The sequence below is a fragment of the Streptomyces sp. NPDC090442 genome (assembly GCF_044769405.1).
Lineage (GTDB): Bacteria > Actinomycetota > Actinomycetes > Streptomycetales > Streptomycetaceae > Streptomyces.
Genome location: NZ_JBIVXW010000041.1, coordinates 35,935 through 52,347, shown reverse-complemented (window position 1 = coordinate 52,347; position 16,413 = coordinate 35,935). Strand labels below are relative to the sequence as shown.

Genomic DNA, 16,413 nt, shown 5'->3' with positions numbered 1-16,413 from the left:
GGGAATCGGGTATCGGGGGCGGCTTTCGTGGGGTGCGGTGGCTGTGGGGGCCTCCGGAGGTCAGGGCGATCGCGGCTCGACAAGGGCGTTCTCGGGCTGGCCAGCGGCTCCGGCCAGCCCGTGCCCGCCAGGCGCCACGCCCGCCGCCCCGCTCCCCGGCCAGCGGGCCGGCGAGGGAGCGGAGGGGCGGACATTCACCATGATGGACGTAAGCATAGACGGAAGGTTAGGTGGATGCATGCGGCGAGGGGGCACAATGGGGGCCATGACACCGTCGAAGCCGACAGCCGACCGCGCATACGCCCACGTCAGGGAGCGTCTCCTGGACGGCCGCTACCCGGGCGGCGAGCTGCTCTCCGAACGCGGCGTCGCCACCGAGCTGGGCCTGTCCAACACCCCCGTGCGCGAGGCGTTCCTGCGCTTGCAGGCCGAGGGGTTCCTGCGCCTCTACCCCAAGCGCGGCGCACTGGTCGTCCCCGTGACGCCCGGCGAGGCGCACTCCGTCCTCCAGGCCCGGCTGCTGATGGAGCTCTTCGCGCTGGACGCGCTGGCGGCGCGCGGGCCGGAGGCGATGCGCGCGGCCGCCGAGGCGCTGCCGCAGGCCGGGGACGCCGCCTCGGACGACGCCTCGCCCAAGCGGGCGCTGGACGTCGCCCGCGCCTTCCACACCCAGCTCGTGCAGGCCGGCGGCAACCCCGTCCTGGCCCGGCTCTACGAGAGCCTCTGGGACCAACAGATCCGCATCGCGGCCGCCTCGACCGCGGGCCCCGGCCACGCCGCCGACGACCTCGGCGAGCACGCCGCCATCACCGAGGCCATCCGCGCGGGCGACGGCCCCGCCGCCCGCGAACTGCTCACCCGCCACGTCTCGGCGGTCCTCCAACGCATCGGCCTCACCGGCGGCTCGACCCTGCTGCCCCCTGTGGCGTGGTCCGCCGCCGGGCGGCCGGCGCGTACGTGACGGGCCCGGCCGGATCATGAGCGGGCCGGGCAGCCCCGCGGCAGCGAAAGACAGCCCCTTGCGCGACCCATTACGCGTCCCTCGGACACGTCCTAAATTGGAGGGAGGGAAATACTTGGTTGAGGGCAAGCACATATCTCCCGTTGGGAGTGAGGTCCTGTGGAACACAAATGGGTCGCCCTGTCGAACACCACGCTGGGCGTGCTGATCGCCTCCATCAACATGTCGATCATGCTGATCGCGCTGCCGGACATCTTCCGCGGCATCGGTGTGGATCCGCTGAACCCCGGCAACACCGGGCTGCTGCTCTGGTTGATCATGAGCTACCTGGTGGTCACCGCCGTCCTGGTGGTCAGCTTCGGCCGGCTCGGCGACATGTACGGCCGGACCCGGATGTACAACCTGGGCTTCGCGGTCTTCACCTTCTTCTCCGTGCTGCTGGCGGTCACCTGGCAGCACGGCACCGCGGGCGCCCTCTGGCTGATCGCGATGCGGCTGTGCCAGGGCGTCGGCGGCGCGATGCTGATGGCCAACTCCAGCGCGATCCTCACCGACGCCTTCCCGCCCTCCCAGCGCGGGTTGGCGCTCGGCCTGAACCAAGTCGCCGGGATCGCCGGCTCGTTCGCCGGGCTGGTGCTGGGCGGGCTGCTCGGGCCGCTGAACTGGCGGCTGGTGTTCCTGGTGTCGGTGCCGTTCGGCCTGTTCGGCACGGTCTGGGCGTACCTGAAGCTGCGGGACACCGGTATCCGCACCCCGGCCCGGCCCGACTGGTGGGGCAACCTCACCTTCGCCGCCGGGCTCATCGCCGTGCTGACCGGGATCACCTACGGGATCCAGCCCTACGCCGGGCACACGATGGGCTGGACCAACCCGGCCGTGCTCGCCGCGCTGATCGGCGGGGTCGCCCTGCTGGGGCTCTTCTGCTTCGTCGAAACCCGGGTCCCGGAACCGATGTTCCGGCTCGGGCTGTTCCGGATCCGCGCCTTCACCGCCGGGAACCTCGCCAGCCTGCTCGCCTCCCTGGGCCGCGGCGGCCTGATGTTCATCCTCATCATCTGGCTCCAGGGCATCTGGCTACCCCGGCACGGCTACGGCTTCACCGAGACCCCGCTGTGGGCCGGCATCTACATGCTGCCGCTGACGCTGGGCTTCCTGGTGGCCGGGCCGGTCTCGGGCTGGGCCTCGGACCGCTTCGGGGCCCGCACCTTCGCCACCGGCGGCATGCTGCTGGCGGCCGGCACCTTCGCCGCCCTCCAGGCCCTGCCGGTCGACTTCGGCTACCCGGCCTTCGCGGTGATCCTGCTGCTCAACGGCGTCGGCATGGGGCTGTTCGCGGCGCCCAACCGGGCCGCCATCATGAACAGCCTGCCCCCGGACCAGCGCGGCGTCGGCGCCGGTATCAGCACCACCTTCCAGAACTCCGCCATGGTGCTGTCCATCGGGATCTTCTTCTCCCTGATGATCACCGGCCTGGCCAGCTCGCTGCCCACCACGCTCACCAACGGCCTGACCACACAGGGCGTCCCGGCCACGGATGCCGCCCGGATCGCCGCGCTGCCACCGGTCGGCGTGCTCTTCGCCGCCCTGCTCGGCTACAACCCGGTCCAGACCCTGCTCGGCCCGCAGGTCCTCGGCCGGCTCGCACCGGACCACGCCGCGTACCTCACCGGCCGGGACTTCTTCCCCCAGTTGATCTCCCAGCCGTTCGCTCACGGGCTGGCCATCGCCTTCGACTTCGCCATCGCCGCCTGCCTGATCGCCGCGTTCGCCTCCCTGCTGCGCGGCGACCGGTACGTCCACGACGACCGCACCCGGGCGAACGCCCGCGCCCCGCGCCCGGAAACCGCCGGCGCCACGGCGGCGGCCACGGCTACGGGCAGGGCCACTGCCGCCGAACGCCCCGCAGCGCCGCCACCGGACCCCGGCGGGCCACCAGTTACCCCGTCTCCTCCCCCGCCCCCACACGACACCGGGAGACCGGGATGACCGACAACCTGCCTGCCCCCGGGGCCACTTCGGCTGAATCGACCGAAGCCGCCGAACCCGCGGAACTGGCCGGCCGGTTGCGCGCCGTCCTCCAACAACTCCTCCCGCTGCTCCGCGGCCAGACGACGCACCCCGACCTCACCCCCAGCCGGCACGCCGCGCTGGCCGTGCTCGCCGCCCACGGCCCGCTGCGCATCAGCGAAGTCGCCACCCGGATGAACATCACCGTCTCCACCGCCTCCCGGATGGTGGACCTCCTCGGCGGCAGCGGCTGGATCACCCGCCGCCCCGACCCCGCCGACCAACGCGCCAGCCTGATCAGCCTCAACGCCACCGGGGAGGTGCTGCTCACCGCCGTACGCCGCGAGACGGCCGGCGTCCTCGCCGAGGAACTCGCCCACATGGCACCCGACGAGCGGCGCCTCCTCCATGACGCGCTCCCAGTGCTGGAGGGACTGACCGAGTCCCTGCGCCAGCGTCCCGCATCGAGGTGATCGGGGCGCCGTGCATCCGCATGCCGTCCTCGTGGCGGGTCAGAACGCACGTGATGCCGCGCGGCTTCCGGTGACAGCCGTCGTCGTCACCGCACCCGACGGACGTCACCCAGTCCGGTCGTTGGGCGTCGTACATCGCAATGAAGGCGTCGAAGATCGTCTCCGGTGCGGCGTCGATGACACGCTCGACGCTCAGCGCGTGCCCGTCGTGGTGAGGTGCCGATGCCCGCTGGTCACTGCTCACGAGAACCCCCCTGTCTCAGTACGTGTTCACCCGTGTCCCTGCCGGTCCAAGAGATCGGACTCCGCACGACGGCACTACTCATCGCCGCTGGCGAGCCCACATTCGGCGAGCCTCGGAGACGCGGCCCGCCGCGAAGAACCGGCCGATCCCCCAATCCCGCCTGGAGATCGGTCGGATCGAGCCATGAACCCGCGCATCCGTCGATCCCTGCGGCGCCGATCGCTCCCGGCCTCCTCCCCTCGTGATCAAGCTCACCACACTCGGCGGGGCACGGCCCCGCTGGCAGCGCGGTGCGCGGGTAGCCTCCACGGCAACGCGTACCGGGTGGGCACCCGCCGCCCGTAGGAAGGGAGCACCAACGTGCGTATCGCGGTTCTCGGCGCCGGCGGCGTCGGCGGCTACTTCGGGGCCCGGCTCGCGGCGGCGGGCGCCGACGTCACCTTCGTGGCCCGTGGCCGGCATCTCGAAGCCATCCGGCGCGACGGGCTGTTGGTCCGCAGCTCGTTGGGTGACGTCCGCACCGCGCCGGACCGTGTGGTGGGCGGCGTCGACGAACTCGGGCCCACGGACCTGGTCCTGATCGCCGTCAAGCTCTGGGACACCGAGGAGGTGGCCCAGCAGCTCGCGCCCCTGGTCGCCCGGGGGACGGCCGTGCTGTCCCTGCAGAACGGGGTGCAGAAGGACACCGTGCTGCGGCGTCATCTCCCCGAGCGGGACATCGTCGGCGGCGCCTGTTTCATCGCCGCCCACATCGAGGAGCCCGGCGTCGTCGCGCACACCGGCACGCTCCAGAAGATGGTGTTCGGCCCCTACCACTCCGACCGGCGGCCCCTGGCCGAGGAGTTGCTCGCCGCCTGCCGTGCCGCCGGTGTCGAGGCCGAGGTCAGCGACGACATCGCCCGGGTGATCTGGCAGAAGTTCGTGTTCCTGATCGGCCTCTCCGCCACCACGGCGGCCGTGCGCCGGCCGATCGGCGTCATTCGGGACGATCCGCGCACCCGGGCCCTGCTTCGTGACGTCATGGCCGAGACGGTGGCGGTGGCCCGGGCGTCGGGGGTGGCGCTGGACGAGGGGTTCGTCGACGACCGGTTGGCCTTCGTCGACACCCTGCCCGCGGGCATGACCGCGTCCATGCACCACGACCTGGAGAGCGGCAACCGCCTGGAACTGCCCTGGCTCAGCGGTGGAGTTGCCGACATGGCCGCCGCACTGGGCATCGCGGTGCCCCGCAACCAGACCATCGCCGATGTGCTCGCCCCCTACGTGCTCGGGACGCCGCGGGGCTGACGTGGCCCGGCGCGGCGGAGTGCCGGCGGCTCAAGCGGTCTGCTTCCGGGCCGGATTGAGGCGGTCGGGGCGCAGGAGCCCGGGCGGGCTCGGGCCGCCGCTGAGGTAGCGGTGGCCTGGTTGTTCAGGTGGCGTGCCAGCCGGACCAGCGGGTCACCGTCACCGCCACGACGGGGCCTTCCGGCGGGCGTTCCGCGTACTGCGTGCGGTACTTCTCCGTCAGGAGTCGCACGTGGCGGGCGGAGGGTTCCGCGTCGGCGGCCGGCGGCAGCACGGTGGCCGTGCCGTCGGCCCGTGCCCACCACAGATGGTCCCAGTCCTCGTCGTATTCGTCGACGAGCAGGGAGACCGCGGGGTTGGTGCGGAGGTTGGCCAGGCGTTTGAGCGCGGTGGTGCGCTTGGGTTTGTGGTCGACGGCGAAGGCGAGGGTGTTGCCGGTGAGGGCGAACACCACCGGCACCAGGTGTGGGCGGCCCTCGGCGTCGACGGTGGCGAGGCGGGCGACGCGGGAGTCCACGAAGCGCTCCCGGGCCCGCTCGGCCGTCATCGTCGGCACGACTGCCCCGTCCGCTCCCCCGTCCGTCTCACCGGAAGCGCCCCGCGACCTCGGCGAACCGGTCGAGGTGTCCCAGGGTCTCCGGCTCGGGGACCGTCGGTAGGTAGAACAGCAGGCGTTCGACGTCGAGTTGGGTGTAGCGCTCGATGACGTCGGGGTCCGAGGGGACCGCGTAGACGGTCACCGGCACGTCGCGGCCCGCGGTGCTGCGCAACCGCTCGATCTGCGGCCCCAGTTGGTCGGGCGAGGCGCTGTTGGCCAGCCAGGCGTCGCCGAGGGCGGCCACCCTGGGGAAGGCGCCCTCGCCGCCGCCCACGTAGATGGGTGGGTGGGGCCGTTGGACCGGCTTCGGCCAGGAGTAGACGGGGGCGAAGTCGACGAACTCCCCGTGGAACTCGGCCTTCTCCTGTGTCCACAGTTCCCGGACGGCCTGCAGTCGTTCGTCGACCAGGTGGCCGCGGGTGCGCGGGTCGGTGCCGTGGTTGGCCATCTCCTCGCGGTTCCAGCCGATGCCGACGCCGAAGATCGCCCGCCCGCCGGAGACCAGGTCCAGCGAGGCCACTTCCTTGGCGGTGGTGATCGGGTCCCGCTGGACCACCAGCGCGATGCCGGTACCCAACAGGAGCCGCTCGGTGACCGCGGCGACCGCGGCGAGCGCCACGAACGGGTCGAGGGTGCGGTAGTAGATCTCGGGGAGCTCGCCGCCGCCCGGGTACGGGGTGCGGCGGTCCACGGGGATGTGGGTGTGTTCGGCGATGAACAGGGAGTCCAGTCCCCGCTCCTCCAGGGCGGGCCCCAGCGCGGTCGGCGCGATGCCCTGGTCGGTGAGGAAGGTCGAGACACCGAACTTCACAGCGGCTCCTTCGGTTTGCGGATCCTCGGGGCGCGGTGCGCGGCCCCTGGCGAGGTACCCCGGCCCGGCCCCGGGCCAACAGCCCGCCCCGCCAACCGGGCGATCGGCGTCGAGGGGCGAGGAGCGGTGTGGCGCCCCGTCGGCGAGGCCGTGTGGTCAGTCCGTGAGGTAGTCGTGGACGGGGTGTACGGGGGCGAGGGTGAGGTCGGTGAGGATGTGGCTGGCCGAGACGACCTCCAGGACGGGCAGGTCGGCCAGCGGCGCCATGACGTGGGCGTTGAGTTGGAGGCGGGCGGGACCGGTCCAGGCGCCCTTGACGGTGATGTCGGTGATCTCGGTGCGGACCAGGTCGCAGACCCGTAGCGCGCCGGTGTAGTCGGGGACGATCTTGACGGCGTAGGTGGGGACGGTGATCTGTTCGCGGGCCTGTGCCGGGTCGAGGGGCTCCCACTTGTAGGGCGTGGTCGCGGTGGCGACGCGCTGGCTGCCGTAGTCCAGGGTGCCGACGAGAGTGCCGTGTTCGACGAAGAGGGCGGGGCTGCCGGTGGTCTTGGGGTAGGCGCTGAGCTCCCGGCCCGCGGCGGTGGCGCCGAAGTTGTCCAGGTGCATGGCGTGCAGGTATTCGCCGTGTTCGGCGCCGTGGCAGACGGGGATGGCCTGTCCGCACTCCAGGTAGGGGCCGAAGCCCTCGACGTCGCCCATCTTCATGATCTCGAAGCGGACCAGTGGTTCGTCGATCTCCAGCGGTTCGGGTACCGCGGCGCGCAGCGCGTCGGGGTCGGTGCGGTAGACGACGTTGAAGTATTCGCGGTCGGTGAAGCGAGTGGCGCGGGGCGGGTAGACGGGCGTGGTCAGCGGGGTGCCGAGGTGGCGGCGGACGTCTGCGGGGCGCATCGGGACTCTCCTGGGTCGGTGGCGGGGTGGGCCGCCAATTTGCATACACTATGTATCGGATACATTGTGTATCCGATGGCCGGTTGCCGCAAACCCCGTGGCGGCCCGCCCCGGAACGGCGCCGTCGGCGCCACCGCACAGGAGGAAAAGCCATGTCGTTCACGCTTCCCACGGACATCCACCATCGGCCGGTCGCCGTCATCGGGGCGGGCACGCTGGGCCGGCGCATCGCCTTGATGTTCGCCACCCGCGGCGGTCGGGTCCGCGTCTACGACCCGTCGGCGGAGGCCGGGCAGGCAGCCCGGGAGTACGTCGCGCAGCACGTGGCCACCACCGCCGCCGGCGTCGAGGGCGGTGAGCCGGGTACGGCGAGCGCCACCACGGATCTGGCCGCGGCCCTGGCCGGTGCCTGGCTGGTGGTCGAGGCGGTGCCCGAGCGCCTGGAGCTGAAGAAGCAGATATTCGCGGAGCTGGAGGCGCTCGCGGACGCCGATGCGATCCTGGCGAGCAACTCCTCGTCGTACCCGGCCAGTCAGTTCACGGACCGGGTGACCCGCCCCGAGCGCGTGCTGAACATGCACTTCTACATGCCGCCCCGCCAGCCGGCGGTGGACCTGATGTCCAGCGGCCACACGGACCGGGCGGTGATGGACCTGCTCCTGGCGGAACTGCCGCACTACGGCGTCTTCCCCTTCGAGGCGCGCCGCGAGAGCACCGGCTTCATCTTCAACCGCGTCTGGGCGGCCATCAAGCGCGAGTCCCTGTCCGTCGTCGCCGAGGGGGTGTCCACGCCGCAGGAGGTGGATGCGATGTGGCGGATCAACACCGGCCTGTCCGCGGGCCCGTTCCGGGCGATGGACCAGGTCGGTCTGGACGTCGTCCTGGACATCGAGAACCACTACGCGGCGGAGAACCCCGCCCTGCCCGCCGGGCCGCGCGAGCTGCTCCGGCGGTACGTGGACGCCGGCCACCTGGGCGTGAAGTCCGGGCGCGGCTTCTACGACGACTACGCTCGGCAGGACTGACCGCGATCGACCGCCGCCCCGAGGGCGGCACCGAAGGACCCCGCCGTGCCCAAGTCACCCACCAAGCGCCGCCCGCTGACGCGCGCCGCCCTCACCGAGAGCGCCTGGGCGCTGTTCACCGAGAAGGGGTTCCACGCCACGTCGATCAGCGACATCGTGGAGCGCGCGGGGCTGACCCGGGGTGCCTTCTACTCCAACTACCGCGACAAGGAAGAGCTCTTCCTCACCCTGTACGACACCCACACCGACCGGCTGTTGGCGGAGCTGAAGGACGCCGCGGAGCATCCGGAGGCGGGCAAACACCCGCTGGTCCAGCTCCAAGAGCGGATCGCGGGGCGGACCCGGCAGGAGCGGCAGTGGTTCCTGGTCTCCATGGAGTTCACCCTGCACGCGGCGCGCAACCCCGCGGTCGCCGAGCAGCTCGCGGTCCATGAGGAGCGTCTCACCGAGGGCCTGACCGAGGTGCTGTCCGCGGCGCTGGCCCGGACCGGTGCCCGGCCGGCCGTTCCCGCCGAGGAGTTGACCCGCCTGCTCGTCGCCCTCTTCGAGGGTCTGACCGCCCAACGACTCATCCACGGCACCGCACATCGCACCGACGACCTCGTCCCGCGCGTCATCCACGCGCTCACCAGCCCCGCGCAGCCCGCCGGGAGTGGCGGCGAGGACGCCGGGACATGACGGGCGGGGTCGAGCCCCAACGGCGCCTGGGCGGCGGCGTGTACGCCAAGTCGGTGCCCGCGCACCAGGATTGAGGGGCCCGCGCGCCGTCGCGGCCGCCGACCGGCGCATTTTCGTGCGAACACGCCGGGGCACACGACGGGTTCACAAGCGCACAACCTCGTAAGCTCTTACGTAACGCAAGATTGCGGCTCCCCCAGTGGAACCGCCAGTTCTCCGCGTTTCACGAGAGGGGCTCCAGATGCAGACCATGGAGGAGCGTCCGCCAACACCCCGCCGATTCCCCAACCCGTGGCGCCGTTACGGCCGGCTCGTCGCCACCAACTTCCTGCGCGGCGCGTCCTACACGCTGGGCACCGCGGTCATCGGCCTGGCGATGTGGTGGGCGCAGAACCGCTAGTGCGGTAGCCCGGCCCGGGTCGGTCAGTTCACCCGCCGGTCCTCCAACGGGGCCGCGCACAGCCCCGTTTCGGCGGTCTGGGGCAGGTGCGGGGTGTGGTTGACCAGCCGGGCGGAGTTGCCGACCACCGCGATGCTGCTGGTGTTGTGGAGCAGCGCGGCGAGCACCGGATTCACGGTGCCGCCGGCGCCGGCGATCAGACCGAGGAGGTTGACGCCGATGGCGAGACCGTAGTTCTGGCGGACCACCCGCAGGGTGTGGCGGCTGAGTTCGACGACCGCGGCGACCTGCCGCAGGTCGTCGCCGGGCAGGGCGATGTCGGCGGTCTCCAGCGCCACATGGGACGAGTGCGCGCCCATGGCGATGCCGACGTCGGCGAGGGCCAGGGCGGGGGCGTCGTTGGTGCCGTCGCCCACCATCGCGACGGTGTGGCCCTCCGCCTGGAGGTCGCGGATCAGTTGGAGCTTGCCCTCGGGCAGGGCGTGCGCGTGCACCTCGGTGATACCGAGGGTGTCAGCGACGACCTGGGCGGTCTCGGGCGCGTCGCCGGTGAGCAGGACGAGCCGGGCGACGCCGAGTTCGGTGAGCTGCCGGACCACGGTGGCGGCGCCGGAGCGCACCGCGTCGGAGACGCCGAGCAGGCCGATCAACTCCTCGTCGTGGGCGATGCAGATGACCGTCTCGCCACCGGCGCGCAACTGTTCCGTCCAGCCGTGGGCCTCGTCGGTGAGCGCGACGCCGTGCCGGCGCAGCAGGGCCGGGCTGCCCACCAGCAGCCGGGTGCCGTCGAGTTCGGCGCGCATGCCCATGCCGAGGACGACCTCGCACGCCTGGTGGAGGGGCGCGCGCAGGTGCTGCTGCTCGGTGTGCGCGACGATGGCCTGGGCCAGCGGGTGGCGGGCGTGCAGCTCGCCGGAGGCGGCCAGGCTCAGGACCTGGTCGGCGGTGTGGCGGGCGCTGAGGGTGACCACGCTGGTGACCAGTGGGCGGCCGAAGGTGAGGGTGCCGGTCTTGTCGAAGACGACGGCGGTGACCCGGCCGACGCCCTCCAGGTGGGTGCCGCCCTTGATCAGGGTGCCGCGCCGGGCGCCGTTGCCGATGGCGGCGCTGATCGCGGTGGGGGTGGCCAACCCGGCGGCGCACGGGCAGGCGACCAGCAGCATGGTCATGGCGCGGCGGGCGTCGCGGGTGACGGCGTAGGTCAGCGCGGCCAGGGCGAAGGAGACCGGGACGAAGCGGCGGGTGAAGCGGGTGGCGACGGTCTGGATCGGCGCCCGGTCGGACTGGGCCTCCTCGACCCGACTGATGATCCGGCCGACGGTGGTGTCCGCGCCGACCGAGGCGGCCCGCACCGTCAACGACCCGGAGGTGACGATCGTCCCCGCGTACACCTCGGCGCCCGCGCGGGCGTAGACGGGCAGCGCCTCGCCGGTGATCGCGGCCTGGTCCACGAGGGCTTCACCACCGGTGACTTGGCCGTCGACCGGGATGCGGTGGTGCTCGTAGACGGCGACGACATCGCCGGGGGCGACCTCCTCCAGCGCCGCCTCGACCTCGACGCCCGCCTCCCGCACCAGCCAGACCCGCTCCTCGCCGACGGTGAGCAGGTCCGCGATGGCGCGCCGGGTGCGGCGCAGGGTCAGGGTCTGGAGGAACTCGCCGATGTTGAGGAGCCAGAGGACGGTCAGGGCGACCACGTTCTCGCGCAGCACCAGCGAGATCACGGTCGCGGCGGTGACGAGGGTGTCCGTCCCCGGGTGGCCGCGGCCGCGCAGGGTCCGCAGGGCGCCGCGGAAGAACGGGACGCCGGTGAACAGGGTGATCGCGCTGAGGAGTCCGGAGGATCCGACGGCGAGGCGGGGGCGGCGCAGCAGTCTGCGCACCGCCACGGCGGCGAGGACGGCGCCGCCGACCACGAGCCGGGCCAGTTCGCCGGTGGAGGAGTCGGGGGTGGAGCGGGTGGGTCTGGCGGGCGCGGCGGCGGGCGGGGCGTCTTGCAGGGCGGCGACCAGGCGGTCGACGTCCAGCAGGTCCGGGGTCATCCAGATCACCACGCTGCCGGTGCGCGGGAAGATCCGCAGGGCCCGGAATCCGCGCAGACCGGCCAGCCGCTCGTCGACCAGGCCGGCGCTGCCGGGCCGGGCCCGCACCCACGGCACGGTCAGCCGCGCCCTGCCCGCGGCGACGGAGCAGACCTCCACCCCGGACATGGTCAGTGCTCGTGCCCGTGGTCGGGCTCGGGTCCCTCGGTGGCGACCGCGGACGGCGGCGGGACCTCCTCGCCCAGTGACGTGCGTGCCTCGGCCAGGACGTCACCGGCCTTGAGGCGGGCCTCCTCGGCTGCCGCCGCCAACCACCGCCCCGCGACGATCCCGCCGGCCACGGAACCCACAACTGCCTTGCGGACGGCGGGCTTCGCCCCGGGCAGGTGCTTGGCGGCGCCCTTGACGATCAGGGCGCCCACCACTCCGGAGACCGCGTGGTGCGCGAGGCGTCCGGCGACGGTACCGGCGAGCGCGGCGGGGTGCATCTGGGGACTCCTTCCGTCCGTACCGGGTCCTTCAAGTGTGCGACCGGACGGCGTCGCGCGGCGAGCCGGGCCCCCTCGCCCCCGGCCGGCGCGCGGTGCGCCGGGCCGCCACCAGGCGGCAGCCGAGGTAGAGGGCGAAGGCGATGGTGGTGACGTAGGGGCTGACGGGGACGGTGCCGCCGAGCGAGAGCAGGATGCCGCCCTCCATCGCGCACAGCGCGAAGACCACGCTCAACACGGGCAGCAGCAGCGGCGAGGCGGTGATCCGGGCCGCCGCGGCCGCCGGGGTCACCAGGAGGGACAGCACCAGCAAGGCCCCCACGATCTGTACACACAGCGCCACGGCCAGTCCCAACACCAGCATGAACGCCAGGGACAGGGCCCGGACCGGAACGCCCCGCGCCGCTGCCACTTCGGGGTCCACGCTGGCGAAGGTCAGCGGCCGCCAGACGATCGCCAGCGCGAGCAGCACCACCAGCGAGGTGCCGAGCAGCCAGGCGGTCTCGGGTGTGCTGACGGCGATGATCTGGCCGGTCAGGATGCCGAACTTGTTGGCCGCACGGCCCTTGTAGAGCGACAGGAACAGCACGCCGAGGCCGAGGCCGAACGGCATGATGATGCCGATCACGGCGTTCCGGTCGCGGGCGCGGACGCCCAGCAGGCCGATCGCCCCGGCCGCGATCAGGGAGCCGGCGATCGATCCGGCGACGATGTTCACCCCGGCCAGCAGCGCCGCGGAGGCGCCGGCGAACGACAGCTCGCTGATCCCGTGCACCGCGAACGGCAGGTCCCGCATGACGACGAAGACGCCGGCGAGCCCGCCGACCAGTCCGAGCAACACCCCGGCGAACAGGGAGTTCTGGACCAGCCCGAGCAGTTCGCCGTAGTGGTCGAAGTTGATGATCTGTGACCAGAACCCGGTGCCGCCCGCCCCGTCGGCGAGCAGCGCGCATCCGGCCACCGGCCCGCTCACGACTCCGCTCCCCCGCCCGCCGCGGTAGGCCCGTCGCAGTGCACGTGCCCCGCGCCCTCCTCGGGCGCCCCGACCACCACGATCCGGCCCCCGGCCCGGACCACGTCGATCCGGGTGCCGTAGAGCTCGGTCAGCGCGTGGGAGGTCATCACCTCGTCCGGCGGCCCGATCCGGTGCCCACCGCGGGCCAGGTAGAGGACCCGATCCACCAGCCCCAGCACGGGGTTGATCTCGTGCGTCACGAAGACCACGGCGGTGCCGGCGGAGCGGCGCCGCTCGCCGACCAGGTCGGTGACGGTGCGCTGGGACCGCAGGTCGAGGGAGTGCAGCGGTTCGTCACACAGCAGGATGCGCGGGTCGGTGGCGAGCGCCTGCGCCATCCGGACGCGCTGCTGCTCGCCACCGGAGAGCTGGCCGATCGGGCGGTCCGCGAACGCGCCCGCCCCGACGGCGTCCAGCAGTTCGGCCACCCGGCGGTGGAGCCCGCGCCGGGCCAGCGGTGGCCCCCAGCGGTGTCCGTCCAGCCCCAGGCGCACCAGGTCACGGGCGCGCAACGGGGTGTGCGCGGGCTGGAGGGTGTGTTGGGGCACGTAGCCGAGTCGCGCATCGCCGCTGCGGGGCGGTTGGCCGAGGACGGTGAGGGTGCCGCCGGTCAGCCGCTGCCGGCCGAGCAGCACCCGCAACAGGCTGGTCTTGCCCGAGCCGTTGGGGCCCAGGACGGCGAGGAACTCCCCGGGGCCGACGTCCAGGTCGAGGGCGTGCCACAGCACGCGCTCGCCGTACGCCAGGCGCGCCTGCCGTAGGCTGATCACCGGCGCCGCGGCACTGTCGCCCGGGCCGGCCCGCCGGTCCGTGGCTCCCGGGAGCGGTGCGTGGAACTCCGCGCGTCTCAACGCCGCTCCAACGCGCCCGTGATCGCGGCGATGTTGGCCGACATCCAGCCGAGGTAGTGCTGCCCCGGAGGCAGGGTTTCGGTCACCGGAACCACCGGTACGCCGTTGCCCTTTGCCGCCGCCTCGACCTTCTCCGACGGTGGCCCGGACGTCTGCGCGTTGTAGACCAGCACCTTGACGCGCTTGCCGGTGAACAGCGCGAGCGTCTGCTCCAGGGTGCGCGCGGAGACGTCGTTGCCGTCCTCCACGGCCCGGCTGAAGTCGGCGGGCGTGACGTTGTGCAGCCCCATAGCCCCGGTCAGGTAGAGCGGCAGCGGTTCGGTGACCGCCACCTTCGCACCGCCGTGCTCCGCCTTGATCCGGGCCTCGCGCCGCTCCAACGCCGTCAACTCGCCTTGGAACGCCGTCGTGTTGTGCCGGAAGCGTGGCGCGTCCGCGGGGTCGGCCTTCGCCAGGGTGCCGGCGATCCGCTCCGCCAGTTTCCCCATCGACGGCAGGTCGTACCACACGTGCTCGTTGAGTTCACCGCCCGTTTTCGGGGTCCTGCCGGACACCCGCACCGCGTCGATGACCGTCGGCGAGGGGTTGGCCGCGCCCTGCAACAGCCTGCCGACGAAGTCGTCGTAGCCGCCGCCGTTCTCGACGACGAGCCGCGCCTTGGACAACTCCAGGCGGTCGTAGGCGCTGGCCTGGTAGGAGTGCGGGTCCTGCGCCGGGTCGCTGATGATCGAGTAGACCGTGACCTTGTCACCACCGATGGTCTGGACCAGATCCCCGTAGACGTTGGTCGAGGTGACGACGCGGACGGGGGCGCCCGACGAACCACCGTCCTGCGTACCGGAACCAGCACCGGACGAGGCGGCGCACCCACACGCCACCACGAGGACGACGGCCAAGGAGACAACCGGACCCACGAGGCCAACCGGGCCGCGCACCAAGTGCATCCGCATCGCGGCCTCCCGTCGCACGGAGAGCCGAAACGGTTTTCGGTTCATTATCGGCCCGTCCCCGCCGGGCCTCCACCGCAGGCCGGGCGGTTGTCCACAGGGCCGGACGCGGAGCGCTCGGGTACGACACAATCGCCGCATGCTGACAGTGGGTTCCGTAGTGCTGGGCGTATCGGACGTGCAACGCGCTGCCGCGTTCTGGACCGCGACGCTGGGATACGTCCCGCGCGAGGAGATAGCCGACGACTGGGTGGTCCTGGTACCGGCGGAAGGGACCGGCGTCCAACTCTCGCTCGGGCTCAGCGAGACGCCCGTGCAGGAGCTTCCGCGGGTCCATCTCGACCTCTACGCCGGGGATGCGGCGGATCAGGCCGCCGAGGTCGAGCGCCTGCTGGGCCTGGGCGCCCAACGCGTCGACTGGGCGTACTACCCGGACGACGCCGACTTCGTGGTCCTGGCCGACACCGAGGGCAACCGCTTCTGCGTCATCGACACCGGACGGCCCTGAGGACGCCTTGCAGCGCGGACGCCGGTCCGGCACCCCCCCCGGGCTCAACGGTGCAACTTTTTGCCCAGGTCACCCCACCCCTAGGATGGGGAGATGACCGATACCGCGAGTGAGCGCGCACCGCTGGGTCGCCGCGAGCGCAAGAAGGCCGCCACCCGCCAGGCGCTGGCCGATGCCGCCCTGCGGCTCTTCGCGGAGCGGGGCTACGACGAGGTCGGCATCCGGGACGTCGCGGAGGCCGCCGACGTCTCGACCACCACGCTGTTCAAGCACTTCCCGAGCAAGGAAGCGCTGGTCTTCGACGAGGGCGACGAGATCAGGGCCGCGCTGCTCGCCGCCGTGCGCGAGCGCCCGGCGGGGCAGTCCATCCCCCGCGCGCTGCGCGACCATGTCCTGCGCGCCCGGCTCCCCAAGGGAGCCGACGCCGATCCGCGCTTCGTCCAACTCCTCGAACTCGTCGACGCCACCCCGGCGTTGCGCGCCTACGCCCGGCAGATGTGGATGCAGCACGAGATCGATCTGGCCGCGGCGATCGCCGAGGAGAGCGGCGCGCCCGCCGACGACCCGACGTGCCGGGCACTCGCCCACTTCGCCCTAGAGGCGCGCGACCTCGGCCACGGCGGCCCTGACCCCGAGGCCGCCGTCAACGGCGCCTTCGCCCTGCTCGAACGGGGCTGGTCGGGCGGGCAACGGGACGCGGCGAGCTGACCAGCGGCGGTCGGCCTCGGGCCGGCGAGCCGGGCCGTGCTCGGCTTGGTCACAGTCGAGCGCCGGGCCCGGCGTCAGCAGACCGTGCCGGGCCGGGCCGCAGTCGCTCGCAGCAGGTCGCGTAGCAGACCGAAGTCGATGGCCTGTGTCCTGCGGAACCGCAGACATCCCTTGCCCATGTCCTGCCCCGCCAGCCGTTCGGCGAACGCCTCACGCACATCACTGCGCATCAGGTAGAACGAGACGTACTGCTTCTGGCTGGCGAAGGCGATCTCGGCGACGCCGTCCCGCTCATATGCGGGCATGCCGTAGGCCATGACCTCCGTGAAGCCTGTCAGCTCCTGGCGACACAGTTGCCGCAGCTCAACCAGGGCGTCCTTGCGCTCATCGGGCACCTCGGCCAGATAGCCGTCTACATCCTTCGCGGCACTTTGCACCATCCCGAGAGGTTATGTTGCCTTCGCGATCGTGAGCAA

The 16,413-nt window shown here is 72.4% G+C and carries 18 protein-coding genes; 9 read left to right on the top strand and 9 right to left on the bottom strand.

Annotation, left to right across the window (positions count from 1 at the left end):
* The first annotated feature begins 265 nt into the window (after window positions 1-265).
* The 4 genes from ACIQU6_RS26790 (at window position 266) to ACIQU6_RS26775 (ending at window position 4,972) form a co-directional block, all read left to right on the top strand.
* Window positions 266-961 carry a GntR family transcriptional regulator gene (locus tag ACIQU6_RS26790; protein ID WP_403484223.1) on the top strand — a complete coding sequence of 232 codons (696 nt, stop codon included), beginning with the start codon at window positions 266-268 and terminating at the stop codon, window positions 959-961.
* A gap of 222 nt (window positions 962-1,183) precedes the next feature.
* A complete protein-coding gene (locus tag ACIQU6_RS26785) occupies window positions 1,184-2,947 on the top strand; it encodes an MFS transporter (RefSeq protein ID WP_403484260.1) in 1,764 nt (587 codons plus the stop codon).
* Window positions 2,944-3,441 (top strand): MarR family winged helix-turn-helix transcriptional regulator, encoded by a 498-nt coding sequence (locus ACIQU6_RS26780; RefSeq protein ID WP_403484222.1) that lies wholly within the window; start codon window positions 2,944-2,946, stop codon window positions 3,439-3,441. The genes ACIQU6_RS26785 and ACIQU6_RS26780 overlap by 4 nt, the downstream gene beginning before the upstream one ends.
* A 604-nt stretch (window positions 3,442-4,045) precedes the next feature.
* Window positions 4,046-4,972, top strand: a complete 927-nt coding sequence (locus tag ACIQU6_RS26775) for a ketopantoate reductase family protein (protein WP_403484221.1) — start codon at window positions 4,046-4,048, stop codon at window positions 4,970-4,972.
* A gap of 124 nt (window positions 4,973-5,096) precedes the next feature.
* Here ACIQU6_RS26775 and ACIQU6_RS26770 read toward each other — a convergent pair whose 3' ends face one another.
* The 3 genes from ACIQU6_RS26770 to ACIQU6_RS26760 form a co-directional block, all read right to left on the bottom strand.
* A complete protein-coding gene (locus ACIQU6_RS26770; protein ID WP_403484259.1) occupies window positions 5,097-5,519 on the bottom strand; it encodes a TIGR03668 family PPOX class F420-dependent oxidoreductase in 423 nt (140 codons plus the stop codon).
* Window positions 5,520-5,556: 37 nt separating this feature from the next.
* Window positions 5,557-6,381, bottom strand: a complete 825-nt coding sequence (locus ACIQU6_RS26765) for an LLM class F420-dependent oxidoreductase (RefSeq protein WP_403484220.1) — start codon at window positions 6,379-6,381, stop codon at window positions 5,557-5,559.
* 156 nt (window positions 6,382-6,537) lie between these two features.
* Window positions 6,538-7,275: an acetoacetate decarboxylase gene (locus tag ACIQU6_RS26760; RefSeq protein ID WP_403484219.1), complete on the bottom strand. Its 738-nt coding sequence runs from the start codon at window positions 7,273-7,275 to the stop codon at window positions 6,538-6,540.
* 152 nt (window positions 7,276-7,427) lie between these two features.
* On the opposite strand from ACIQU6_RS26760, the gene ACIQU6_RS26755 reads away from it, so the two are divergent.
* The 3 genes from ACIQU6_RS26755 (at window position 7,428) to ACIQU6_RS26745 (ending at window position 9,378) form a co-directional block, all read left to right on the top strand.
* The gene (locus ACIQU6_RS26755) at window positions 7,428-8,300 is read left to right on the top strand and encodes a 3-hydroxyacyl-CoA dehydrogenase family protein (RefSeq protein WP_403484218.1); all 873 of its coding nucleotides are present in this window, start codon (window positions 7,428-7,430) and stop codon (window positions 8,298-8,300) included.
* 45 nt (window positions 8,301-8,345) lie between these two features.
* Complete coding sequence (locus ACIQU6_RS26750) at window positions 8,346-8,978, top strand: TetR/AcrR family transcriptional regulator (protein ID WP_403484217.1); 633 nt, start codon at window positions 8,346-8,348, stop codon at window positions 8,976-8,978.
* Between the two features lie 241 nt (window positions 8,979-9,219).
* Window positions 9,220-9,378, top strand: coding sequence for a hypothetical protein (locus ACIQU6_RS26745; protein ID WP_403484216.1), 159 nt, complete (start codon window positions 9,220-9,222; stop codon window positions 9,376-9,378).
* Between the two features lie 23 nt (window positions 9,379-9,401).
* Here the strand turns inward: ACIQU6_RS26745 and ACIQU6_RS26740 are convergent, their stop codons facing one another.
* From ACIQU6_RS26740 to ACIQU6_RS26720, 5 genes are read right to left on the bottom strand one after another with little or no spacing between them, the layout of a single operon-like run.
* On the bottom strand, window positions 9,402-11,588 hold the full coding sequence (locus ACIQU6_RS26740; protein WP_403484215.1) for a heavy metal translocating P-type ATPase: 2,187 nt from the start codon (window positions 11,586-11,588) through the stop codon (window positions 9,402-9,404).
* A gap of 2 nt (window positions 11,589-11,590) precedes the next feature.
* Entirely contained in the window at window positions 11,591-11,908 is a 318-nt protein-coding gene (locus ACIQU6_RS26735) for a DUF1490 family protein (protein WP_403484214.1), read from the bottom strand.
* 31 nt (window positions 11,909-11,939) lie between these two features.
* Window positions 11,940-12,869, bottom strand: a complete 930-nt coding sequence (locus tag ACIQU6_RS26730; protein WP_403484258.1) for a metal ABC transporter permease — start codon at window positions 12,867-12,869, stop codon at window positions 11,940-11,942.
* 8 nt (window positions 12,870-12,877) lie between these two features.
* Entirely contained in the window at window positions 12,878-13,774 is an 897-nt protein-coding gene (locus tag ACIQU6_RS26725; RefSeq protein WP_403484213.1) for a metal ABC transporter ATP-binding protein, read from the bottom strand.
* Complete coding sequence (locus ACIQU6_RS26720; protein WP_403484212.1) at window positions 13,771-14,670, bottom strand: metal ABC transporter solute-binding protein, Zn/Mn family; 900 nt, start codon at window positions 14,668-14,670, stop codon at window positions 13,771-13,773. The genes ACIQU6_RS26725 and ACIQU6_RS26720 overlap by 4 nt, the downstream gene beginning before the upstream one ends.
* 190 nt (window positions 14,671-14,860) lie before the next feature.
* Here ACIQU6_RS26720 and ACIQU6_RS26715 point away from each other — a divergent pair, with 190 nt between their 5' ends.
* Both ACIQU6_RS26715 and ACIQU6_RS26710 read left to right on the top strand, forming a co-directional pair.
* Window positions 14,861-15,229 carry a VOC family protein gene (locus tag ACIQU6_RS26715; RefSeq protein ID WP_403484211.1) on the top strand — a complete coding sequence of 123 codons (369 nt, stop codon included), beginning with the start codon at window positions 14,861-14,863 and terminating at the stop codon, window positions 15,227-15,229.
* Between the two features lie 93 nt (window positions 15,230-15,322).
* Complete coding sequence (locus tag ACIQU6_RS26710) at window positions 15,323-15,937, top strand: TetR/AcrR family transcriptional regulator (RefSeq protein WP_403484210.1); 615 nt, start codon at window positions 15,323-15,325, stop codon at window positions 15,935-15,937.
* 74 nt (window positions 15,938-16,011) lie between these two features.
* On the opposite strand, the gene ACIQU6_RS26705 is transcribed toward ACIQU6_RS26710, so the two are convergent.
* Window positions 16,012-16,377 carry an iron chaperone gene (locus ACIQU6_RS26705; RefSeq protein ID WP_403484209.1) on the bottom strand — a complete coding sequence of 122 codons (366 nt, stop codon included), beginning with the start codon at window positions 16,375-16,377 and terminating at the stop codon, window positions 16,012-16,014.
* Between the last annotated feature and the right edge of the window lie 36 nt (window positions 16,378-16,413).